The following is a 21,467-nucleotide window of genomic DNA, read 5'->3' as shown; positions in this document are numbered from 1 at the left end:
CGGCGCACGCTCATGGCACAAGCGCCGGTGCGGCCGGCTGCAGATGGCCCAGCCCGAACACCTGCGCCGTCGTCGCGGGCGCGGCGCCCGCGTCCTGCGGTTCCAGCACTGCCCACACATTGGCCTGCAGCAACGGCGCCACGCGGAACGACTCCTGCTGCGGCAGGATCTGCACGCAGAGCACGCCGGCAGCGCTGCAGCTCAAGCGTGCGCGCAGGTGCTGCCGCCAGAGTGGCCGTGCCTGCATCGGCGTCTCCAGCGAAACCTGCAAGCCGCGCTCGGCCGGCATGCCAAGCAAGCCGCGCAACGCCGGCTCGACAAAAAAACGCAGCCCGGCGGCGCTGGCCATTGGATTGCCCGGCAGGCCGACGTACAGCACGCCGTCCTCGAAGCGCGCCAGCAATACCGGCTTGCCCGGCCGCACCGCAACCTTGTGGAACAGCACCGCCGCGCCATGCCGTGCCAAGGCATCCGGCACGAAATCGTAGCGACCGCGCGACACCGCGCCCGTGCTCAGAATCACATCGGCGCCCGCATTGCGCGCCTGCGCAAGCGCCGGATCGAAGCCGGCAGCGTCATCGCCCACCTGTCCATGCCACACGACTTCGGCACCGGCTGCACGCAGCTGGCTGAGCAGATAGCTGCTGGTGCCATCGCGGATCTGACCAGGCTGCAGCGGCTGCGCCGGATCGCCGACCAGCTCGCGGCCGGTCGCAATCAGGGCCACACGCGGACGCCGCACCACCTGCACACGCGCACACCCGAGCGCGGCCAACAGCATCAGGTGGGCGGCGCGCAGCACGGTGCCGGCCGCGATCACGCGATCGTGCAAGGCCACATCTTCTCCGCGTCGCCGAATGTGCTGGCCGGCGCGAAGATCGGCGCGCAGACGGATGCGGCTGGGCCGTGGGCCATCATGCGCCAGCACGTCCACCTGCTCGATCGGCACCACTGCATCGGCACCCGCAGGCAAGCCGGCACCGGTCATGATTTCCCAAGCGTGGCCAACCGCGATGCCAACGGCATCTTCACCTGCGGCAACGCTGCCGCCGATGACGTGTTCGCTGCCGGCGGTTGCACCGCGGCCGGCAGTGAGCAACGCAAATCCATCCATCGCGCTGTTGTCGAACACCGGCAGCTCGGCCGGACTCGACAAGGCCTGCGCAAGCACCCGTCCCTCGGCATCGGCACTGTCCACCCACTCGCCGGCAAGCACGGCGATCTGCTGGTGGACAATCGCAAGTGCGTCGGCGTAGCTGATCATGAGCAAGGCACGGTCGAGCGATGGATGACCTGGCTAGGATACCGGCCCCCGGCGCGGCCGGTACAGGTATGGCGGTTGCGGCATCGCTGCCTCCTGCTGCACGCACAAGCCTGTCTGGCCGATGGCGCGCGTCGCTTGAAGCCGCTAGAACGCCATGCCCACATGGCACCTCGCACTATTGCACGCCGTTCCCCACGGTAGCCGTTCCGCATGCAACCCGTCGACCTTGTGGGCTGGCTCGCCAGTACCATCCTGATTGCCACCTTGATCCGCCAGATCTACAAGCAATGGCGCTCGGACGCAGCGCACGGCGTGTCGCGCTGGCTGTTCATCGGCCAGATCAGCGCCTCGGTGCTGTTCATCCTCTACAGCTACCTGGTCGGCAATGCAGTGTTTATCGTCAGCAACGTACTGATCCTGCTGACCGCCCTCACCGGGCATGTGCTGCACCGGATCAAGCAGCGTCGGATGGAGCGTCGCCATGCAAGCGGGACCGGCTAAGCCTGCCGCATTATTCAGCGCGTTTCTTCGCCCGCTTGCGCGGCTTGGCGGGTGCGGTTGACGTGCTGGTGGCGGGCGGCGTTGGCGTCTTCTTCGTCCTGGTCTTGGGCGCCGTCTTCGCGGTTGTCTTCGCGGTTGGCTTGCGCACCGCAGCTGCCTTCGCGACGGGCCGTCTACGCGGCTTGGACACAGCCTTGGCCTGCGGTGCCTGCCCGGCTACCACGTCCGGCACACGCACGCTGATCCATGTCGGCGCGTGATCGCTGGCTTTTTCCAATGCACGGACCCACTTGTCCACGCCGGCGTCCTGCAGTCTGGGCGCCAGGGTGCGATTGAGCAACAAGTGATCGATGCGCAAGCCGCGATCACGCGCAAAATGCTGGCGAAAATAGTCCCAGAAGGTATAGATCGGCGTCTGGCCGTGGACGGCAAGCAGACTGTCGGTCCAGCCCTGGTCGAGCAGGGCCCGGTACGCCTGGCGGCTCTCCGGCTGCAGCAATGCATCCTTGCGCCAGCCTTTGGGATCATAGATGTCGGCATCGGTCGGCACCACGTTGAAGTCGCCGATCAGTGCGACCGGGTGTGGCAGGTCCACCAGCGTCCTGGCATGCCGGATCAGGCGTTGAAACCATGCCAGCTTGTAGTCGAACTTCGGCCCGGGCTGCGGATTGCCGTTGGGTAGATACAGGCAGGCCACCACGACCCCGTGAATTGCCGCTTCGAGATAACGGCTCTGCGTATCGCCACGGTCCCATGGCAGCCCCCGACGGATTTCCACCGGATCGGCGCCACGCGCCAGCAATGCCACGCCATTCCACGACTTCTCGCCCTGCCAGATCACGCCGTACCCGGCATCACGGATCGCCTGTTCCGGAAAGGCATCCTGCGTGGCTTTCAGTTCCTGCAAGCCGACGATGTCCGGTTGCTCGCGCTGCAACCATTCCAGCAAGTGCGGCAGCCGGCTAGTGATGCCATTGACGTTGAAGGTCGCGATCTTGCGGGTGGTGGCGGGCATGGGCGAACGGCCAGATGAGCGTAATGGAACAGCATCGCCGGCCTGGCATTAAGCGGATGCTCAAGCGGAGTGAAGCTCCATCGCGTGCTGGCATAGGTGCCCACCTAGCAGACGATCAGCCTGTGTCGCCGGTCTTGACCGACACACTCGAAACCTCGACCGCCCGTTGCAGCGGCAACCGGGCGGTCAGTCACTTGCCGGCCATGTTCACAGGCTTCAGTGTCCAGCACCCTTGGTGCCGGCCTGCAGGGCCTTGGCTGTCGCCAGATGGTCGGCGACATGGCTACGCGTGGTCTGCAAATGCGTCAGCACCTGCGGCGTCTTGGCAGCGGGAATCAGATGCTTGTCCAAGGCTGACAATGCATCGGTGTGGTCCTTGACCATCGCCGTGACGTAGGCGGCCTCGAAGGCCTTGGCGTCGAGCTTCTGCAGCGTCGCCAGTTCGGTCTTGCCCTTGCTCATCTGCGCCTTGGCACTGGCAGCAGACACGTCCGGCGACCATTTGGCCAGCTTCTGATTGTTCTCGGTGTGCTCCTTGACCATCTGCATCGCATAGTCGCGCACGCCGCCTTGCACCTGCTTCTGCAACGCGAGATTGGCCGCGTTGATTTCGCTGGTATTGATGGCGCTCAAGGTGCCCAGCGCCTCGCGCTCCTTCGCGTTCGGCATGCTATTGGCCGCCTGTTGCTGGGGGGCGGCCGGCATGTCGGCCTGCGTTGCAGCCTGCGCATGCGCAGCGACGGTGACGCCCAAATACAGGGCCAGCGCTGCAAACATCGGGTGACGTGCTTTCATGAGAATCTCCACGCTAGAGGATGTGCCTCCATGCTGGCCCTCCCCGCGTGACCCGATCGTCGAACCGGTGTCGACGATCGGAGAAAGAACCTTGCTGCACCGCACCCCACTTCACCTCAAGTGAAGGTCACGAAGTTCTTCGGCGCCATTGGGTGCAGTGCAGTGCGGTGCGCCAATGGATCCCGTAGCGATCGCGTATGGCTCGGATCGTCGGACTGCTTGCAATCCTCGGCAGCCCGACACCCGCGTTGCGATCGAACGCAGGACGCACACGCGCCGCAGGCTCGAGTCTCCATCGGTTCCGCGTGGCGGTGTGACGCTGTGCCGGCAGCAATTGCATGCCGATACGGCGCCCGCCAGGCTGAACCGGCGCAGGCACCGCTGCGGGCAAGCCGGCGCTACAACTATGCCGCGCCGGCTTGCTGCCGGTCGATGCTGGAGATGCGCGGATCGGGCATAGGCCAACCTAGCTCACCGCAACGCCCACGCATCGAGGACCGCGGGCTCAGGCACCGGGATCCGCAGGTCCCAGCTGATTGGCCGCCAGGATGTCGTCGATCCGCTTGACGATTTGCGCCGCCTGCTCCTGCGAGCCCGCGGCAGCGGTGATCTTCTCTGCACGTGCGTGGAAGACATCCCAGAAGTCGTCCGGATGCTGGCGACGCATATCAGGCAATGCATCGGCAAGTTGTTTCAGTTGCGCGTCGATATCAGGTGTCATTGAGGGTCTCCTTGTACGACCACGCTACCGCCGTGCTGGTGAGCCTGATGCCAACATGGCAATCCCGTGCATCGCATGCCCTGCGTTTGCGCGACAATGGCGCCATGAGCAGCCACGACATCTCCCCTGCAAACGCCCGCCTGCGCGCCCTGCAAGGTGCCTTGCTGGTCGATATCCGGCAGCTGCACGAGCGTGCCGGCGGCCAGGCCGAAGGCGCGTTGGCCATTGCGCAACGCGATCTGGAAACCGCACCCGCACAGCACCTGTCGGAGCAGGCGCGCGAGATCGTGCTGATCTGCCAGAGTGGCAAGCGCTCGGCACACACGGCGGAGATCCTGCGCGCGCAGGGCTATACGCAGGTGTCTTCGGTGCTCGGTGGCACCACCGCATGGACGAGCGCCGGCCTCCCCCTGGTGCGCCCGACCCTGCCGCCCGACGAGCAGGATTTTCTCGAGCGGTATTCGCGCCATCTGCGCCTGCCGCAGGTCGGTCTTGAAGGACAGCAGCGCCTGGCGCGTTCGCGCGTGTTGCTCGTCGGTGCAGGCGGGCTCGGCTCGCCTGCGGCGTTCTATCTCGCCGCCGCCGGCGTCGGCCAGCTGCGGATCGTCGATGACGATGTCGTGGACCGCAGCAATCTGCAGCGCCAGATCCTGCATGTCGAGGACAGCGTCGGCATTGCCAAGGTCAGCTCGGCCGCGCAGCGCATTGCCGCGCTCAATCCACGCGTGCAGGTCCAAGCGCGGCAGGCGCGCGTGACTGCCGACAATGTCGACGCCTTGCTCGAGGACGTGGATGTCGTGGTCGACGGAGCCGATAATTTTCCTGCGCGTTATTTGCTCAACGACGCCTGCGTCAAACTCGGCAAGCCGCTGGTCTATGGTGCGGTACAGCAGTTCGAAGGACAACTGAGCGTGTTCGATGCCGGCCGCAAGCGCGGCCAGGCACCGTGCTATCGCTGCCTGTTTCCCGAGCCACCGCCAGCCGAATTCGCGCCCAGCTGCGCCGAAGCCGGCGTGCTGGGCGTACTGCCCGGCGTGATCGGACTGCTGCAGGCCACCGAGGCGATCAAGTTGCTGCTCGGTATCGGCGACACACTCACCGGACGCTTGCTCAGCTTCGATGCGCTGGCGATGCGGTTCCGCGAGATCCGCCTGCCGCCCGATCCGCAGTGCCCGGTCTGCGCACCTGGCGTCGCATTCGCCGGTTATGCCGATTACGCCGCGTTCTGCGGCAGCGCAATCGGCTGAGAGCGGCGACCGAACGGACACCGGCGGCGCTGGTTGCCGCCGATCCCCCGCGCGCCGGCTTGCTGGGTAGACAGGCGATGTCTTCCGCTGCGTGTCGTCGCTCCCTCAGCGTCGCCGACACCATGTGACGCACCGTCGGCGGATGCGTGCGAACGGCACGGAAGCAACGGCATGGACCAGAAACCGGGACACCTGCCGCATCGTGCAGCGGCCGCGCCCGCTGGCGTCAGGCACGGTATTTCCTGCTGGCGGCGCCTGGTTCACCAAGGGATCACAGCGCGTAGGGAATCACCCGCACGATCTCGCCCGCCTCGAAGCGCCGCGCCTGTTCTGGCAGTACGATCAGGGCATTGCTGTCGGCCGCGCCACGCAACAGATGCGATGCATCGCCGCGGTGCGGCAACGCGCTCAGACGTCCGTCTTCGCCGCACTCCAGGCGCCCGCGCAGGAACTCCAGGCGCTCGTGACGTTTTTCCCACGGGCTTGCCAGCGCCGCATGCCAGGACGGACGCGGCTCGCCACGTCCCTGCAGGCCATCCAGCAACGGCACGCCGTAGGCGATCAACGTCGCCAGCACCGAGACCGGGTTGCCCGGCAGGCCCAGCACCAGGCAGCGGCCGATCTGGCCCAGCACCGCCGGCATGCCCGGGCGCATGCGCACGCGCCAGAAGTGGATGCGGCCCAGTTCGCCGATCAGTTGCGGCAGATAATCCTTCTCTCCCGCCGAGACGCCGCCGCAGGTGATCACCACGTCGAAGGCCGCAGCCGCATCTTCCAGCATCGTGCGGATACGCTGTGGATCGTCGGGCAGGGTCGGCCAGGCGGTCGGCGCATAGCCCAGTGCGCGCAGCTGCGCCATCAGCATGTCGCGGTTGCTGTTGTAGATCTGTCCCGGCCCCAACGGCATGCCCGGCTCCACCAGCTCATCGCCGGTGGCCAGCACCGCAATGGTCGGCCGCGGCGCCACTGCAAGCCGCGACAGGCCCAGCGCAGCCGCCAGTCCAATCCGGGCAGGCGTCAACACCTGCCCGCTCTGTATCACCAGGTCGCCCGCGCGCACGTCGCTACCGGCCTGGCGTACCGCCGCACCCAAGGCAGGCACCGTGCGGAAGCGCACCACGCCATCGCGCTCCTGCGCATCTTCCTTCGGGATCACGGTATCGGCGCCATCGGGCAGCGGCGCACCGGTGGTGATGCGCAGGCACTGGCCCGCGCTCAGCGTGCCGGTCCAGCGCTCGCCGGCGAATTGTTCACCGACCAGTTGCAATGACGCATCGCCAGCAGCGACATCGGCATGCCGCAACGCAAAGCCATCCATCGCACTGTTGGCGAAGGGCGGCAATGCAAGCGGCGCGATCAGATCGGCAGCGCAGATGCGCCCATCGGCACGCGAGGTGGCGATGTTTTCGTCAGGCGGACGGCTGTTGGCTGCGACGGCCTGCAGGATCTGCAATGCCTGCGCGTAGGGAATGCGGGAGGGATAGTCGGTCATGGCACGCAGGATACCAGTGCGACACGACCGCCCGGAGCGCCCGGCACCGCGCGTGCAGGTGCCGCAAGCAGGTCAATGCCGCTACCCCGGGTGTGGTACGCGCCGCATCGCCATGGCAAGAAAGGGTCCGGCACTCACTTCACCTGACGATCGCGCGCCAGGCGTGGCTGGTGCCCTGCTTACTTGCCCTTGACGTGCTTCATCAACCGTCTTTTGCGCGCCACCTGCCGTTCGGTGAGCGTGTTCTTCTTGCCCTCGTACGGATTGGCGCCTTCGCGGAAGATGAAACGCACCGGCGTGCCGACCAGCTTGAAGCGCTTGCGGAAGAAGTTTTCCAGATAGCGCTTGTAGGACTCCGGCAGCACCTTCAGGCGCGTGCCATGCACGATGAAGGTCGGCGGATTTGCGCCACCCGGATGCACGTAACGCAGCTTGGAGACATGGCCTCGGATGCTTGGCGGCGGATTGGTCTCGTAGGCGATTTCCAGCGCCTGGTTGACTTCGCTGGTGCTGAACTCGTGCGTGGCCGACGCGTGTGCGCGATGGATCGCCTGGAACAACTCGCGCATGCCCGAGCCGTGCAGCGCGGAAATCCGCACCGCCTCGGCCCAGCTGACGAAGCCCAGCTTGCGCGCCAGCAGGTCTTCGGCCTGCGCACGCTGGTAGTCGCTCTGCCCGTCCCATTTGTTGATCGCCACCACCAGGGCACGACCGGCATCCAGGATCGCCCCCAGGATAGTCGCGTCCTGATCGGTGACGCCTTCGCCGGCATCGAGCATCAGCACCGCGACCTGGCACTGCTCGATCGCCTGCAGCGTCTTGAACGCGCTGAATTTCTCCACCGCCTCCTCGACCTTGCCACGGCGACGCAGGCCGGCCGTGTCGATCAAGCGGTACTGGCGCCCGTCGCGGTCCATGTCCACGGCGATCGAATCGCGCGTGGTGCCCGGCACTTCCGAGGCAATCATGCGTTCTTCGCCGAGCAGGCGATTGACCAGCGTCGACTTGCCCACGTTCGGGCGGCCGACAAAGGCGATGCGTACACGTGCCGGGTCGGTGTCCAGCAACTCGCCGGCACCTTCCTCGGGCAGGCGTGCGCCGACTTCCTCGAGCAGTTCGTCGATGCCCTGCCGATGCGCGGCAGACAGCGCCACCACGTCGGAGAAGCCGTAGCGCGCGAATTCCGAGCGCACGGTCTCCTCGTCGGTGCCGTCGATCTTGTTGATGACCAGCACGGTCGGCCGCGCCAGCTTGCGCAGCCAGGCCAGGATCTCGTCATCCAGCGAGGAGGCGCCTTCGCGGCCGTCGACCACGAACAGCACCAGGTCGGCTTCACCGGCCGCGGCACGTGCCTGGCGTGCGGTGGCGCCGGCCAGGCCTTCCTCGTCGCCGGCGATACCGCCGGTATCGACGACGATGAACGGGCGCTCCTCGTCGAGACGACACACCCCGTAGTTACGGTCGCGGGTGACGCCGGGCTGGTCGTGGACCAGCGCGTCACGGGTGCGCGTCAGCGCATTGAAGATGGTGGACTTGCCGACATTGGGCCGTCCGACCAGGGCGACCAGGGGCAGCATCGCGAAGTCCTTATTGTGCCAACCGGAAGGCGGTGATATCGCCATCGGTGTTTTGTACCAACAGAATGCCATCCACGACGATCGGCTGCGCCAGCAGCGTGTCGCGTCCAGCGCGAGCGCGCGCGGCCAGTGCACCATCGCTGAGCTTCAGCCAGTGCAGATAGCCTTTGTAATCGCCGACCACGGCGTAATCGCCCTGGATGGCCACACCGGTCAGGGAGCGACGTGCCAGCGCGGCCTGCGACCACATCGCCGCACCGCTGCTCTTGTCCAGGCCCCACACCGAGCCGGCGTTATCGGACACCACCACCACCGCGGACGACACGCCGACGCCACCGGCGCCGCCGTGATCGCGCGTCCACAGCGGACGACCGCTCGGGCCTTCCAGTGCGAGAGTCTCGTTCTTGAAGCTGGTCGCATACAGCGTGGTGCCGTCGAGCACCGGCGCGCCGTCCACATCGGACATGCGCTCCAGCTCGGTGCGGCCTTCCGGCACACCAATCGCCTGTTCCCACAACGGGCGGCCGTCCTGCAACGCCAGCGCGCTCAAGGTGCCGCTATCGTTACCGACGAACAGCACACCCGGGCCGGTCACGATCGGTGCATTGCCGCGCACCGACAGGGTCGGGCCTTCTTCGGCATGGAACCAGCGACGCTCGCCGGTGGCTGCGTCGAAGGCAGTGACGCGACCATCGTTGCTGCGCACCAACACCAGGTTCTGTGCAATGGCCGGTGCAGCGATGACTTCGTTCGGCACCTTGGCACGCCACTTTTCGGTGCCATCGGCCTGGTTCAGCGCAATCACGTCGCCAGACAGCGTGCCGATCACCACCAGGCCATCGCCGACGCCGGGGCCACCGGACAGGCGCTGCTTGAACTTGCGATCGTTGCGCTCTTCCTTCTTGGGCTTGTATTCCCACACGCGCTTGCCGGTCTGCAGGTCCAGTGCCTGCACGCCGCCGGTGATCGCCGAGGCGTACACCTTGCCATCGGCCACCGCCGGACGCTGACGCACGCCGATATGGCCTTCGCCCTTGCCCACGCCGGTGGACCAGATCTTGTCGACCTTGACCGACGGCTCGAACTTGACCAGCTCGGCAGGTTCCTGCGCCTTCTTGGCGGCAGCGTCCTTCCCGGCAAACCAGCCCTTGACGGTGCTGCAACCGGCCAGCGACACGCCCATCAGGGCGATCAATGCAATGCGCTTGTACATATCAACCTGCTTCATCAAATCGGCTCCGCCGGATCGGGCACCTTGCCGCCCACATCCATCAGCTTGGTTTCCAGCAAACGGCGCTGCGGCGAGGCCACGTCCACCGTGGTCAGGGCCTTGGCGTAGAGCGCACGCGCTTGATCCGGCTTGCCCTGCACCACCAGCGCATCGGCGCGGATCTCCAGGCTGGTGTGATCCTGCGCATCGGCCAGCAGCGTGATCGCTTCGTCCGGCTTGCCGCTTTCGGTCAGCACGCGCGCCAGGCGCTGCTGCACGATCTGCTTGAGCTCGCCTTCGGCGGGCACGTCGCGCAAGGTCTTGATCGCCTCGGCATGCTTGCCGGCATCCACCTGGGCCTTGGCCAGACGCAATGCAGCCAGCTCGGCGTAGATTCCACCCTTGCCGTCATCGAGCGCCACGATGTCCTTGGCCGCCTTGTCCAGGTCCTTGCCCTGGATGGACTTCACCACCGCCTCGTAACGGGTATTGGCTTCCACCGATTGAGTGGCGGTGTGCTTCTGCCACCACTGCCAGCCCAGGATCAGGGCCAGGCCCAGTACGACGCCGCCAATCAGCCCTGCGCCATTCTTTCTCAACCAGGAACGAACGCGTTCGCCTTGTTCGTGTTCGTCCAGCAGATCGTCGATCGCCATGCGTACTCTCGCTCCGTCATCCCGGAGGCGCGGAACATCAATAGGGAAAAATGAAAAACCGCAGTCCGCTTCACTCGGAAGCAGGTACCACGGAGCCGTCGGAGGATACCGCAAAACGGGCGACGTTAGCGCGCTGGAACGGTCTCACGTCGACGATACTGCCGCCCTGCTGAACCTCTACCGCCGACGCGTTGCCCAGCACGACCCGGCCCACCTGCCCGGGCGAATAACTGCGACGCTCGCCGGCACGCACCAGTGCTTTTTCGACCGCGCTGCCATCGGGCGCCAGAATCTGCACCCAGCTGTCGCCACTGAAGCTCAACGACAGACTGCCGCCAGTGGCGGACGCCGCTGCAGGCGTCTCGACCTCGGGCGTGGCGCGCGGCACTGGCGTCATCGAGGCGATGTACGGGGCCGGCTGCTCGCGCGGCGCGCCGGCCGGCTGTGTTGCAGCGTTGGCCGGGGTACCGGCCCTGGGCGTCTCGGGCATGCTGTCCAGCGACACCGTGCTGGGCACCGTGCCATCCAGGTGTGAGCGGGTCGCATACCACACCGGCACCGCGAACACGCCGGTGATCACCACATACATCGCCTTGCGCGCCGTGCTTTCCAGGATGCGCCGCGCCCGCGGCGTATGCGTATGACTGACCAGCTTGACCGGCTCGATCGGCGCAATGGTGGCCTGCTTCAGCAATGGCTCCAGGTCCACATGCAGCAGGCGCGCATAGCTGCGCAACTGACCACGCACAAAGACCGGCGCGCCCAGGCGCTGCCATTCTTCCTGCTCTAGCGAGCGCACCACATGCGCCGGCATGCGCAGCTTGCCAGCGACTTCGTCCACGCTCAGACCTGCCGCTTCGCGCGCGTCGCGCAAATGCTGTCCGCAGCCCTTTTCCTGCTCGAAAGGGTTCGGATTGGAATCACTGATCACAATGCATTGGCCCCGGAGTTGGCGGTCGCTGCGTCAGGAAATTCCCTGACCAACCGCTGTTGGTAACGGCTGGCAGCTACCTTGTCGCCCAGCCCTTGCTCAATCTGAATGGCGAGTTGTAACACGGAAGCGGTTGCCGGTGCAGCCGCAAGCCGTCGTTCGATAAAGGCGCGCGCTTCGAAATAATTGCGACGTGTCGCTTCCGAACGCGCCATCGACTCGAGTGCGTACGGATTGAGTGGATCCAGTTCCAGCGCTTTCCGCAAGTCACTGGCTGCACGTTCCGGCTGCCCGGCCTTGAGCGCGCAACCGCCTGCATTACCCAATGCAGAGGCGGGCGATGCGTAGTTTCTGTCGGTCAGGGCGCGATCGAACCAGAGCAAGGCTTCGGCCGGCGAGCCGTTCGCGCACAACCATGCGCCGTAATTGTTCAAGACATCGCCACGCTGGGGTGCAAGTTCCGCAGCCCGGCGGTAAGAGGCACCGGAGCCGGAAACATCGCCCTTGGCACCCTGAATCAGCGCGAGCAACCCAATGGCATCCACCGATTGGGGATCTTTCTTCAAGGCTGCACGGACCTGTTCCTCGGCAGCGGCATAGTCGCCTATCTGCAGCCGGTTATTGGCCAGACCGAGCTTTTCCTGCACCGCCAGACGATTCTTGGTTGCGTTGCTGTCGCGGAACGAGTGCACCTGCGCGACCTCCTCGACCGTCTGGACCGAGCCCGCCTTGGCATTGCGACCACCGCAGCCGACCACGCTCAGCGCGATCGCCGCGGCCGCCATGACGGCAAGATCACGCTGCCGCATCTCGACCGGCCTGCCCTTCCAGGGTACGCAGGAAATCCGCCTGCCGACGGGTACGGTCCATGACCTGCCCCTTGAGCTGCCCACAGGCGGCGTCGATGTCGTCACCGCGGGTACGGCGCACCATCGTCAGTACTTGCGCATCGAGCAGGATCTTCTGGAAGGCGCGGATCTCGGTCTCGCCCGAGCGCTCATAACGCGTGCCCGGGAATGGATTGAACGGGATCAGGTTGACCTTGCCTGCGTCCTTGGACTGCACCGCATTGTCGAACTGCCGCATCAACCGGGCCAGCTGGCGCGCATGCTCGGGCTGGTCGTTGATGCCCTTCATCAACGTGTACTCGAAGGTGACCGAATCGCGCTTCTTGTTGCCGCGCAGATAGCGCGCGCACGACTCCATCAGCTCGGCGATCGGGTACTTCTTGTTCAACGGCACCAGGCTTTCGCGCAGCGTGTCGTTGGCGGCATGCAAGGAGACCGCCAGCGAGACATCGCTTTCGGTCGAGAGCCGGTCGATCATCGGCACCAGGCCCGAGGTCGACAGCGTCACCCGCTTGCTGGCCAGGCCGTAGCCCAGGTCGTCGCGCATCACGCTCATCGCGCGCACGACGTTGTCGAAATTCATCAACGGCTCGCCCATACCCATCATCACCACATTGGTGAGGCGGCGCTGCTGGTGCGGCACGTTGCCCAGATGGCGCGCCGCCACCCACACCTGCCCGACGATCTCGGCAGTGGTGAGGTTGCGGTTGAAGCCCTGGGTGGCGGTCGAACAGAAGGTGCAGTTCAGGCCGCAGCCGACCTGGGACGACACGCACAGCGTGCCGCGCCCCTTGTCGGGGATGTAGACGGTTTCGATCGCGTTCTTGCCGTCGGTGCCCATGGCCAGCAGCCATTTGTGGGTCCCGTCGGTGGACGGCTTGTCGAACACGACATTCGGGACGAGGACCTCGGCATGCTGGTGCAACTTCGCACGCAGCGCCTTGCCGAGGTCCGTCATCTGGTCGAAATCGGTGACGTAGCGATGGTGGATCCACTTCATCACCTGATGGGCACGGTAGCGCGCTTCGCCGAGCGTGTCGGCGAAGAAGCGCTCCAGTCCCTCGCGGTCGAGGTCGAGCAGGTTCTGCTTGCGCAGTTCCGGGGCACGGACGGGAACGTCCTGCAGCACGGAGGGGATCACGACCTCATTCACGATTCGACTCTCTCGGCCTCAGCGCGAGACCACTTCGGTGGCGGCAAAGAAATACGCGACTTCGTTGGCAGCGTTCTCGACCGAATCCGAGCCGTGGGCGGCGTTGGCATCGATCGAGTCGGCGAAGTCGGCGCGGATGGTGCCCGGCGCGGCGTCCTTGGGATTGGTCGCGCCCAGCAGGTCACGGTGTGCGGCAACGGCGTTCTCGCCTTCCAGCGCCTGGATCATCACCGGGCCGGAGATCATGAACTCGACCAGCGCGTTGAAGAACGGACGCTCGCGGTGCACGGCATAGAAGCCTTCGGCTTCGCGACGCGACAGCTGCTTGTACTTGGATGCCACGATCTTCAGGCCGGCCTTTTCGAAACGGCTGTAGATTTCGCCGATGACGTTCTTGGCAACGGCGTCGGGCTTGATGATGGACAGGGTGCGCTCCAGCGCCATGGGAAGATCTCCGTTGGGCGGGCCACTGAAGGCCCGAGATTATCATGAAAAAAACCCGCGTCAAAACGCGGGCTTAGGCTTCTTTGCGATGGTCAATTCTATCTCTTCGTCGCTGCGTTTGCACACCGCCCCCTGAATCGTGCTGCGCTGCCGCATGACCGGCGCGGCGGCCAGCCCGTAGACTCAAACAATCGTTTGATTGAGTTTCGTCCCGCGCATGCCCAAGCCCGCCCACTTCTCCACCAAGGACCGCATCCTCGGCGCGGCCGAGGAGCTGTTCGCCCAGCATGGCTTCGCCGGGACCTCGCTGCGCCAGCTGACCACCCAGGCCGACGTCAATATCGCCGCGGTCAACTACCACTTCGGTTCCAAGGAAAACCTGGTCAACGAGGTGTTCCGCCGCCGCATGGACGAGATGACCGCCGCGCGCCTGCAGCAACTGGAGGCGGCCAGGAAGTCACAGCCAGGCGAGCTCACCGCGGTGCTCGCGGCGTTCGTCGAGCCGGCCCTGGCGATGGCCCAGGACCGCCAGAGCGGTGGCGCGTTCGTGCGCGTGATTGCGCGCGCCTACGCCGAAAAGAACGACAACCTGCGCAAGTTCCTGTCCGACCACTACGGGCATGTGCTGCGCGAATTCGGCAAGGCCATCGCTGCCTGCGTGCCGGGCCTGAGCAAGGAGGAGCTTTACTGGCGCCTGGATTTCCTCGCCGGTGCGCTCACCTATGCCATGGCCGATTTCGGCCTCATCAAGCGGCCGGCCGGCGTCAGCGAGGCCGACCACCGCGCGCGCGCCGCGCGCGAACTGATCCGTTTTGCAGAACCGGGTTTCCGTACCCATTCCACACCGTAGTCGCTCACACCAAAGGCTCATCGCTATGTCCAATCCGTTGCTAGTCCGTCGTGCTGCCGTGCTCGGTGCCGGCGTCATGGGCGCGCAGATCGCCGCGCATCTCACCAACGCCGGTGTCGACACCGTGCTGTTCGACCTGCCTGCCAAGGAGGGTCCTGCCGACGGCATCGTGCTCAAGGCCATCGCCAACCTCGGCAAGCTCAGTCCTGCCCCGCTCGCCAGCAAGGCGCTGGCCGAGGCGATCACCCCGGCCAACTACGAGAGCGGCCTGGAGCAGTTGCGCGATTGCGACCTGATCATCGAGGCGATCGCCGAGCGCATGGACTGGAAGCAGGACTTGTACAAGAAGATCGCCCCGTTCGTGGCCGAGCACGCCGTGCTGGCCTCCAATACCTCGGGCCTGGGCATCAACAAGCTCTCCGACGTACTGCCCGAGCAGTTGCGTCACCGCTTCTGCGGCGTGCACTTCTTCAATCCGCCGCGCTACATGCACCTGGCCGAACTGATTCCCGCAAAGGGCACCGATAAGGCCGTGCTGGAAGGCCTGGAGAGCTTCCTGGTCACCACGCTGGGCAAGGGCGTGGTGTATGCGAAGGACACCCCGAACTTCATCGGCAACCGCATCGGCGTGTTCTCGATCCTGTCCACCATCCACCACACCGCCGAGTTCGGTCTGGGCTTCGACGAAGTCGATGCGCTGACCGGCCCGCTGGTCGGGCGCCCGAAGTCGGCGACCTACCGCACCTCGGACGTGGTCGGCCTGGACACCATGGCGCACGTGATCAAGACCATGGGCGACACCCTGCCCGACGATCCGTGGCATCAATATTTCAAATCGCCCAAGTGGCTGGATGCGTTGATCGGCAAGGGCGCGATCGGTCAGAAGGTCGGTGCCGGCATCTTCCGCAAGGTCGGCAAGGACATCGTGGTGCTGGACCTGCAGAAGCAGGATTACAGGACCGCCGATCGCAGCGCCGCGCCGGAAGTGGTCGAGATCCTCAAGATCAAGAACCCGGCCGAGAAGTTCGCCAAATTGCGCGAGAGCCAGCACCCGCAGGCGCAGTTCCTGTGGGCAACGTTCCGCGACCTGTTCCATTACAGCGCGTTCCACCTGGCCGATATCGCCGAGACCGCGCGCGACGTGGACCTGGCGATCCGCTGGGGCTACGGCTGGTCGCTCGGCCCGTTCGAGACCTGGCAGGCCGCCGGGTGGAAGCAGGTGGCGCAGTGGATTGCCGAAGATATCTCCAACGGCAAGAGCATGAGCAGCGCACCGCTGCCGAACTGGGTGTTCGACGGCCGCGACGGCGTGCATGCAGCCGAGGGCTCTTACAGCCCGGCACGCGATGCCAAGCTGCCGCGTTCGGCGTTGCCGGTATACAAGCGCCAGCGCTTCCCCGACCCGTTGCTGGGCGAGCAGTTCTCGCCGGGCGAGACGGTGTTCGAAAACGACGGCGTGCGCATGTGGCACGACGGTGACGACATCGCCGTGGTCAGCTTCAAGACCAAGATGAACACCGTCTCCGATCACGTGCTCAATGGTCTGCAGGAGGTCGTCGGCCGCGCAGAGAAGGACTTCGCCGGCCTGGTGATCTGGCAGCAGAAGGAGCCCTTCTCCGCCGGCGCCGATCTGGCCGGTGCGCTGGGTCTGCTGCAGGCTGGTAAGGTCGATGCGTTCGAAGCGCTGGTCGCCAACTTCCAGGCCACCAGCCAGCGCATCAAGTATGCGCAGGTGCCGGTGATTTCGGCGGTGCGCGGGCTGGCGCTGGGCGGCGGCTGCGAGTTCCAGATGCATAGCGCCAAGACCGTGGCCTCGCTGGAAAGCTACATCGGCCTGGTCGAAGCCGGCGTCGGCCTGCTGCCGGCCGGCGGCGGGCTGAAGGAAATCGCCGCGCGCGCCTCGGTGGCGGCAGGTCCGGGCGGCGACGTGTTCGCCGAGCTGAAGAAGACTTTCGAAACCATCGCGATGGCCAAGGTCTCCAATTCGGCGGTCAATGCCAAGGAGCTGGGCCTGCTGCGGGCCACCGACAAGGTGGTGTTCAACGGCTTCGAGGCCTTGCACATCGCCAAGGCCGAAGCGCGCGCACTGGCCGAGGGCGGCTACCGCGCTCCGCTGCCGGCACGCCGCATCCAGGTCGCCGGCGACGTCGGCATCGCCACCTTCAAGATGCTGCTGGTCAACATGCTGGAAGGCCGTTTCATCAGCGAATACGACTATGAAATCGCTACCCGCATCGCCACGGTGATGTGCGGCGGCGAGGTCGATCGCGGCGCGCTGGTCGACGAAGAATGGCTGCTCAAGCTGGAGCGCAAGCACTTCGTCGAACTGGCCCAGCAGGAAAAGACCCAGGCACGGATTGGGCACATGCTCAAGACGGGTAAGCCACTCAGGAACTGAGAATCGGGAGTGGGGAATCGGGAATGGGTAAAAGCCCAACCGACTCCCCGCTTCTCCCCACTATTCTGCCGGGTAATGAAAATGGCGAACTCAGGCGAATCCGCACTTGCGATTCCCGACTCCCCATTCTCGATTCCCGGCTATCGGAGATAGCCATGAGCAAGCAGATTCAAGAAGCCTACATCGTCGCCGCCACGCGTACGCCGGTGGGCAAGGCGCCCAAGGGCGTGTTCCGCAATACCCGTCCCGACGACATGCTGGCGCACGTCTTGCGCGCAGTGGTGGCGCAGGCGCCGGGCATCGACCTGTCGCGCATCGACGACGCCATCATCGGCTGCGCGATGCCCGAGGGCGAGCAAGGCATGAACGTGGCGCGCATCGGCGTGTTGCTCGCCGGCCTGCCCAACACCGTGGCCGGCCAGACCATCAATCGCTTCTGCTCGTCCGGTATCCAGGCGGTGGCGATGGCCGCCGACCAGATCCGCCTGGGCAATGCCGACCTGATGCTGGCCGGCGGTACCGAGTCGATGTCGATGGTGCCGATGATGGGCAACAAGGTTGCCATGTCGCCAAACGTGTTCGCCGACGACCATGTCGCCATCGCCTACGGCATGGGCATCACCGCCGAGAAGGTCGCCGAGGAATGGAAGGTCTCGCGCGAGGATCAGGATGCGTTTGCACTGGCCTCGCACCAAAAGGCCATTGCCGCCATTGCCACCGGCGAGTTCCGCGACGAGATCACTCCGTACGAGATCCTCTCGCATCAGCCCGACCTGGCCGGCAATGTCATCGCACTGCGCAAGCGCCTGGTCGACACCGATGAAGGCCCGCGCCCGGACAGCTCGCTGGAAGGCCTGGCCAAGCTGCGTCCGGTGTTCCGCAATGGCCAGTTCGGCGGCAGCGTCACCGCCGGCAATTCCTCGCAGATGAGCGATGGCGCCGGTGCGGTGCTGCTGGCCTCGGAACAGGCGATCAAGGATTACGGCCTGACCCCGCTGGCGCGTTTTGTCAGCTTCTCGGTGGCCGGCGTGCGTCCGGAAGTGATGGGTATCGGCCCGATCGCGGCAATCCCCAAGGCGCTTAAGCAGGCCGGCCTGACCAAGGACCAGCTCGACTGGATCGAGCTCAACGAAGCCTTCGCCGCGCAGGCACTGGCGGTGATCCGCGACAGCGAGCTGGATCCGTCCAAGGTCAACCCGCTCGGCGGCGCCATCGCCCTGGGCCACCCGCTGGGCGCCACCGGTGCGATCCGTGCCGCCACCCTGGTGCACGGCCTGCGCCGTCGCCAGCAGAAGTACGGCATGGTCACCATGTGCATCGGCACCGGCATGGGTGCGGCCGGCATCATCGAAGCGCTGTAAGTCACGGATCGCGAGATCGGCTGCCAAGCCGATCTCGCAACGCTGACGCGGCTGTCAGTCAACCAAGGCGTGCGCAAGCACGCCTTCTTTATGCGCCAGTGCGGGCGGTCGTCAGCGGATGCAAGCGGCACCATGCATCGGTTGCGCGCCCGATAGGCACGCCGGCTGAGTCGCATTTGAGTATGGCTCCTGATGGCGCATTGACCGCCGCCCGGCGGCATCTGCGGCAAGAACGCCCAGAACGTGCCAGCCGTTCGATAGCCAGCGTGGCGCGCACGCAATGCCAACGCATCCCGGTCTTCGCTCCACTCTCGCGAGCGCACGGCAGACGCAAGCCTAGCGCGCCACCAGCCATTGACCGGCACGCGCACCGGCAAACACCAGCGCCAGTCCGGCCACCAGCGTGATGGCCAGATACACGCCGATCATCGCGGACCGATCCGTGCGTGCAAACACCAGGCATTCCATCATCAGCGACGAGAACGTAGTCAGCCCGCCGATCACGCCGACGATCAGCAAGGCCCGCAGCGGCCAGCTCGCCGGCCCGCGCGCATCCAGCCAGACCAGCAGCACGCCGGCGACGAACGAACCGAGCAGATTCACCGTCAACGTGCCCCACGGAAATCCGTTGCCAAAGCGCTGCAGCAACGAGGCACCAATGGCAAAGCGCAGGCCGGACCCCAATGCGCCGCCGGTCATCGCCAGCAGCAGCTGCTGCCACCACACCGGTGCGTTCATGTCTGCAGTCCGCAAGCGGCCGATGGAGTTTTCAACGACGTGTCGTGCATGGTCGGCAGCATCCAGTTCCTGAGCGAGAAAAGATGCCGGGGCGCAGACCTGCCTCCCCGGCGGGGGTGGGCAGGCATCATCAGCGCGCAGGGTGCGTGCGGTTCAAGGAGGAATGCCATCTCCTGCACGGCCGATTATGCCGTGGGCTTGCCGACCTTGTCAGCCCGCGCCTGTTCGCGCGCGGCGCGCAGACGGTCGAGCTTTTCCTTGAGCTTGATCTCCAGTCCGCGCGGCACCGGGTTGTAGTAGACCCGCTCGCCCATCGCATCCGGAAAGCCGGTCTGGTCCAGCGCGATCCCGCCTTCGGCATCGTGGTCGTACTGATAGTCCTGCCCGTAGCCGAGCGTCTTCATCAGCTTGGTCGGCGCATTGCGCAGATGCAGCGGCACCTCCTGCGTGCCGGTGGCGCGCACCTCGGCCTTGGCCTGGTTGAAGGCGGCGTAGCCGGCATTGGACTTGGCGGTGCTGGCCAGATACAGCACCAGCTGCGCGAACGCCAGTTCGCCTTCAGGGCTGCCCAGACGCTCGTAGATGTCCCAGGCTTCCAGCGCCATGCTCTGCGCGCGCGGATCGGCCAGGCCGATGTCCTCGATCGCCATGCGGGTCAGCCGCCGCGCCAGATAGGCCGGGTCGCAGCCGCCGTCGAGCATGCGCGTGAGCCAGTACAGCGCGGCATCGGGATTGGAACTGCGCACCGATTTGTGCAGCGCCGAAATCTGGTCGTAGAACTGCTCGCCGTTCTTGTCGAACCGGCGCGTGCGGTCGGCCAGCACCTGCAGCAGCGTCTGCGGGGTGATCTGGCCACCCTCGCCGCCTGCCAGTTCCGCGGCAATCTCCAGCAGGGTCAACGCGCGTCGCACGTCGCCGTCGGCAGCGCTGGCAATTTCCAGCAGCGAGGCATCGCTGACCTGGAGCGTTTCCTGCCCCAGCCCGCGCTCTGGATCATGCAGGGCACGTTGCAAGGCCTCGACGATGTCCTGCGGCGAAACGCCCTCCAGCACGTGCACGCGACAGCGCGACAACAATGCCGAATTCAATTCGAACGAGGGATTTTCGGTCGTCGCACCGACGAACAGGATCGTGCCACGCTCGATATGCGGCAGGAATGCATCCTGCTGCGCCTTGTTGAAGCGGTGCACCTCATCGACGAACAACACCGTGCGGCGTCCGCTGGCGAAACGCTGCGCGGCCTCGGCCAGGACCTGCCGCACCTCCGGCAAACCCGACAACACCGCCGAGATCGCCTTGAATTCGGCATCGGCGTAATGCGCCAGCAGCAGCGCCAGGGTGGTCTTGCCGCAGCCGGGCGGGCCCCACAGGATCATCGAATGCACGCGGCCGGATTCCACCGCGCGTCGCAATGCGCTGTCGGGCGCGAGCAGTCGCTTCTGCCCGACCATCTCGTCAAGGGTGCGCGGACGCATGCGCTCGGCCAGCGGGCGCAGATGCTCGCCGTCTACGCTGAGCAGATCGGCTTCGGGAGCGATGGGGAGCTTGGTTCGTGCCACGCGGCATTGTATCGCGTCAGCCAGCGACCTTCTGCGAAGAACGCCATTGGCTGTACGGATGCTGCAAGCGACGGCTTAGTGCGCGTCGCCGACCACATCCACGCCCTTGCCCGGCGTGTAGTGGAAGGTGTCGGCAGCGAATGCCGGATTGCGCTTCCAGCCGCTGAAGCTGATCGCAGTGCGCTGGCCCACCGCATCCACCACTTCCATCCTGGCCAGGCCATCCTTGCCGAACCCCAGGGAGGCCATCTGGAAGCTGGCCTCGGTGTCGACCTTGGGCGTCAGCGACAGCCACTGCAGTCCGTCACGTGGCGCGGCCTCTTCGCTGACGTCGTACTGCTTGTCCAGGCGCGCCGGGTCGATCAACGCGACCAGGGGGCTGTTCTGTTCTTCGCTGCCCTGCGCGCGCACGGTCACCTGCGCCAGATCCGGGTCGAACACCCAGACCTTCTTGCCGTCGGCCACGATCAACTGCCGGTAGGGCTTGGCGTACTCCCAACGGAACTGGCGCGGCGCCGACAATGCCACCCGCCCGCTCGCGCGCTCCTTGACCCGACCATTGGCATCGGAAACCTGCTGGCTGAACTGCCCGTCCAGGCCTTTGAGGCCGCGCGTGAACGTATCCAGCTCCTGGCGCGCGCCGGCGAACGCGGTGCCGGCAAACAGAGCGGTGGCGAGGACGGCATAACGGAGCTGGCGATGCATCG

At 65.7% G+C, this 21,467-nt stretch carries 20 protein-coding genes and 1 riboswitch; of the genes, 5 read left to right on the top strand and 15 right to left on the bottom strand.

Annotated features, from left to right (window positions below):
- Positions 1-10: 10 nt before the first annotated feature.
- Entirely contained in the window at positions 11-1,264 is a 1,254-nt protein-coding gene (locus tag H7A87_RS10315) for a molybdopterin molybdotransferase MoeA (RefSeq protein ID WP_119128771.1), read from the bottom strand.
- A 210-nt stretch (positions 1,265-1,474) separates the two neighbouring features.
- Between H7A87_RS10315 and H7A87_RS10310 the strand changes: the two genes are divergently transcribed.
- Entirely contained in the window at positions 1,475-1,765 is a 291-nt protein-coding gene (locus tag H7A87_RS10310; protein ID WP_115677146.1) for a hypothetical protein, read from the top strand.
- Between the two features lie 10 nt (positions 1,766-1,775).
- Here the strand turns inward: H7A87_RS10310 and xth are convergent, their stop codons facing one another.
- The 3 genes from xth to H7A87_RS10295 all read right to left on the bottom strand — a co-directional run bounded on the left by xth (position 1,776) and on the right by H7A87_RS10295 (position 4,296).
- Positions 1,776-2,780, bottom strand: a complete 1,005-nt coding sequence (gene xth, locus H7A87_RS10305) for an exodeoxyribonuclease III (RefSeq protein WP_119128772.1) — start codon at positions 2,778-2,780, stop codon at positions 1,776-1,778.
- A 216-nt stretch (positions 2,781-2,996) separates the two neighbouring features.
- Positions 2,997-3,575, bottom strand: coding sequence for a DUF4142 domain-containing protein (locus H7A87_RS10300; protein ID WP_119128773.1), 579 nt, complete (start codon positions 3,573-3,575; stop codon positions 2,997-2,999).
- A gap of 505 nt (positions 3,576-4,080) precedes the next feature.
- Positions 4,081-4,296, bottom strand: coding sequence for a hypothetical protein (locus tag H7A87_RS10295; protein ID WP_104582649.1), 216 nt, complete (start codon positions 4,294-4,296; stop codon positions 4,081-4,083).
- Between the two features lie 104 nt (positions 4,297-4,400).
- On the opposite strand from H7A87_RS10295, the gene moeB reads away from it, so the two are divergent.
- Positions 4,401-5,543, top strand: a complete 1,143-nt coding sequence (moeB, locus tag H7A87_RS10290; protein ID WP_115677193.1) for a molybdopterin-synthase adenylyltransferase MoeB — start codon at positions 4,401-4,403, stop codon at positions 5,541-5,543.
- A gap of 271 nt (positions 5,544-5,814) precedes the next feature.
- Here moeB and glp read toward each other — a convergent pair whose 3' ends face one another.
- From glp to ndk, 8 genes are all read right to left on the bottom strand, one after another.
- A complete protein-coding gene (glp, locus tag H7A87_RS10285; RefSeq protein WP_119128774.1) occupies positions 5,815-7,035 on the bottom strand; it encodes a gephyrin-like molybdotransferase Glp in 1,221 nt (406 codons plus the stop codon).
- Between the two features lie 179 nt (positions 7,036-7,214).
- Positions 7,215-8,612, bottom strand: coding sequence for a ribosome biogenesis GTPase Der (der, locus tag H7A87_RS10280; protein WP_024940126.1), 1,398 nt, complete (start codon positions 8,610-8,612; stop codon positions 7,215-7,217).
- 10 nt (positions 8,613-8,622) lie between these two features.
- A complete protein-coding gene (bamB, locus tag H7A87_RS10275; RefSeq protein WP_164739796.1) occupies positions 8,623-9,840 on the bottom strand; it encodes an outer membrane protein assembly factor BamB in 1,218 nt (405 codons plus the stop codon).
- A complete protein-coding gene (locus H7A87_RS10270) occupies positions 9,840-10,478 on the bottom strand; it encodes a tetratricopeptide repeat protein (RefSeq protein ID WP_104582652.1) in 639 nt (212 codons plus the stop codon). The genes bamB and H7A87_RS10270 overlap by 1 nt, the downstream gene beginning before the upstream one ends.
- A gap of 70 nt (positions 10,479-10,548) precedes the next feature.
- Positions 10,549-11,409 (bottom strand): helix-turn-helix domain-containing protein, encoded by an 861-nt coding sequence (locus H7A87_RS10265; RefSeq protein WP_104582653.1) that lies wholly within the window; start codon positions 11,407-11,409, stop codon positions 10,549-10,551.
- Entirely contained in the window at positions 11,406-12,194 is a 789-nt protein-coding gene (gene pilW, locus H7A87_RS10260; protein WP_119128876.1) for a type IV pilus biogenesis/stability protein PilW, read from the bottom strand. Before pilW ends, H7A87_RS10265 begins: the two co-directional genes overlap by 4 nt.
- A gap of 10 nt (positions 12,195-12,204) precedes the next feature.
- Positions 12,205-13,410 (bottom strand): 23S rRNA (adenine(2503)-C(2))-methyltransferase RlmN, encoded by a 1,206-nt coding sequence (gene rlmN / locus H7A87_RS10255; protein ID WP_104582654.1) that lies wholly within the window; start codon positions 13,408-13,410, stop codon positions 12,205-12,207.
- A gap of 18 nt (positions 13,411-13,428) precedes the next feature.
- Positions 13,429-13,854 carry a nucleoside-diphosphate kinase gene (ndk, locus tag H7A87_RS10250; protein WP_024940120.1) on the bottom strand — a complete coding sequence of 142 codons (426 nt, stop codon included), beginning with the start codon at positions 13,852-13,854 and terminating at the stop codon, positions 13,429-13,431.
- A 217-nt stretch (positions 13,855-14,071) separates the two neighbouring features.
- Here ndk and H7A87_RS10245 point away from each other — a divergent pair, with 217 nt between their 5' ends.
- The 3 genes from H7A87_RS10245 (at position 14,072) to H7A87_RS10235 (ending at position 18,463) form a co-directional block, all read left to right on the top strand.
- Positions 14,072-14,704, top strand: coding sequence for a TetR/AcrR family transcriptional regulator (locus tag H7A87_RS10245; RefSeq protein WP_024940119.1), 633 nt, complete (start codon positions 14,072-14,074; stop codon positions 14,702-14,704).
- Positions 14,705-14,729: 25 nt separating this feature from the next.
- Positions 14,730-17,102, top strand: coding sequence for a 3-hydroxyacyl-CoA dehydrogenase/enoyl-CoA hydratase family protein (locus tag H7A87_RS10240; protein ID WP_119128775.1), 2,373 nt, complete (start codon positions 14,730-14,732; stop codon positions 17,100-17,102).
- A gap of 155 nt (positions 17,103-17,257) precedes the next feature.
- Positions 17,258-18,463: an acetyl-CoA C-acyltransferase gene (locus tag H7A87_RS10235; RefSeq protein ID WP_119128776.1), complete on the top strand. Its 1,206-nt coding sequence runs from the start codon at positions 17,258-17,260 to the stop codon at positions 18,461-18,463.
- A 336-nt stretch (positions 18,464-18,799) separates the two neighbouring features.
- Here H7A87_RS10235 and crcB read toward each other — a convergent pair whose 3' ends face one another.
- The 3 genes from crcB to lolA form a co-directional block, all read right to left on the bottom strand.
- Positions 18,800-19,201: a fluoride efflux transporter CrcB gene (crcB, locus tag H7A87_RS10230; RefSeq protein WP_065031396.1), complete on the bottom strand. Its 402-nt coding sequence runs from the start codon at positions 19,199-19,201 to the stop codon at positions 18,800-18,802.
- Positions 19,202-19,315: 114 nt separating this feature from the next.
- Positions 19,316-19,384, bottom strand: a riboswitch (Fluoride riboswitch).
- Positions 19,385-19,386: 2 nt separating this feature from the next.
- The gene (locus tag H7A87_RS10225) at positions 19,387-20,676 is read right to left on the bottom strand and encodes a replication-associated recombination protein A (RefSeq protein ID WP_232087975.1); all 1,290 of its coding nucleotides are present in this window, start codon (positions 20,674-20,676) and stop codon (positions 19,387-19,389) included.
- Between the two features lie 159 nt (positions 20,677-20,835).
- Positions 20,836-21,465 carry an outer membrane lipoprotein chaperone LolA gene (gene lolA / locus H7A87_RS10220; RefSeq protein ID WP_119128777.1) on the bottom strand — a complete coding sequence of 210 codons (630 nt, stop codon included), beginning with the start codon at positions 21,463-21,465 and terminating at the stop codon, positions 20,836-20,838.
- Positions 21,466-21,467: the final 2 nt, after the last annotated feature.

The organism is Xanthomonas sp. CPBF 426 (assembly GCF_903989465.1).
GTDB lineage: Bacteria > Pseudomonadota > Gammaproteobacteria > Xanthomonadales > Xanthomonadaceae > Xanthomonas > Xanthomonas euroxanthea.
This window is presented reverse-complemented; position numbering and strand designations above follow the sequence as displayed.

Coding starts and splice junctions, on each gene's coding strand:
- H7A87_RS10315 (WP_119128771.1), bottom strand. CDS start 1,264: ATGATCAGCTACGCCGACGCACTTGCGATTGTCCACCAGCAGATCGCC.
- pilW (WP_119128876.1), bottom strand. CDS start 12,194: ATGGCGGCCGCGGCGATCGCGCTGAGCGTGGTCGGCTGCGGTGGTCGC.
- crcB (WP_065031396.1), bottom strand. CDS start 19,201: ATGAACGCACCGGTGTGGTGGCAGCAGCTGCTGCTGGCGATGACCGGC.
- xth (WP_119128772.1), bottom strand. CDS start 2,780: ATGCCCGCCACCACCCGCAAGATCGCGACCTTCAACGTCAATGGCATC.
- der (WP_024940126.1), bottom strand. CDS start 8,612: ATGCTGCCCCTGGTCGCCCTGGTCGGACGGCCCAATGTCGGCAAGTCC.
- H7A87_RS10235 (WP_119128776.1), top strand. CDS start 17,258: ATGAGCAAGCAGATTCAAGAAGCCTACATCGTCGCCGCCACGCGTACG.
- H7A87_RS10270 (WP_104582652.1), bottom strand. CDS start 10,478: ATGGCGATCGACGATCTGCTGGACGAACACGAACAAGGCGAACGCGTT.
- ndk (WP_024940120.1), bottom strand. CDS start 13,854: ATGGCGCTGGAGCGCACCCTGTCCATCATCAAGCCCGACGCCGTTGCC.
- glp (WP_119128774.1), bottom strand. CDS start 7,035: ATGACCGACTATCCCTCCCGCATTCCCTACGCGCAGGCATTGCAGATC.
- H7A87_RS10225 (WP_232087975.1), bottom strand. CDS start 20,676: ATGCGTCCGCGCACCCTTGACGAGATGGTCGGGCAGAAGCGACTGCTC.
- H7A87_RS10300 (WP_119128773.1), bottom strand. CDS start 3,575: ATGAAAGCACGTCACCCGATGTTTGCAGCGCTGGCCCTGTATTTGGGC.
- H7A87_RS10240 (WP_119128775.1), top strand. CDS start 14,730: ATGTCCAATCCGTTGCTAGTCCGTCGTGCTGCCGTGCTCGGTGCCGGC.
- lolA (WP_119128777.1), bottom strand. CDS start 21,465: ATGCATCGCCAGCTCCGTTATGCCGTCCTCGCCACCGCTCTGTTTGCC.
- H7A87_RS10310 (WP_115677146.1), top strand. CDS start 1,475: ATGCAACCCGTCGACCTTGTGGGCTGGCTCGCCAGTACCATCCTGATT.
- moeB (WP_115677193.1), top strand. CDS start 4,401: ATGAGCAGCCACGACATCTCCCCTGCAAACGCCCGCCTGCGCGCCCTG.
- H7A87_RS10295 (WP_104582649.1), bottom strand. CDS start 4,296: ATGACACCTGATATCGACGCGCAACTGAAACAACTTGCCGATGCATTG.
- bamB (WP_164739796.1), bottom strand. CDS start 9,840: ATGAAGCAGGTTGATATGTACAAGCGCATTGCATTGATCGCCCTGATG.
- H7A87_RS10245 (WP_024940119.1), top strand. CDS start 14,072: ATGCCCAAGCCCGCCCACTTCTCCACCAAGGACCGCATCCTCGGCGCG.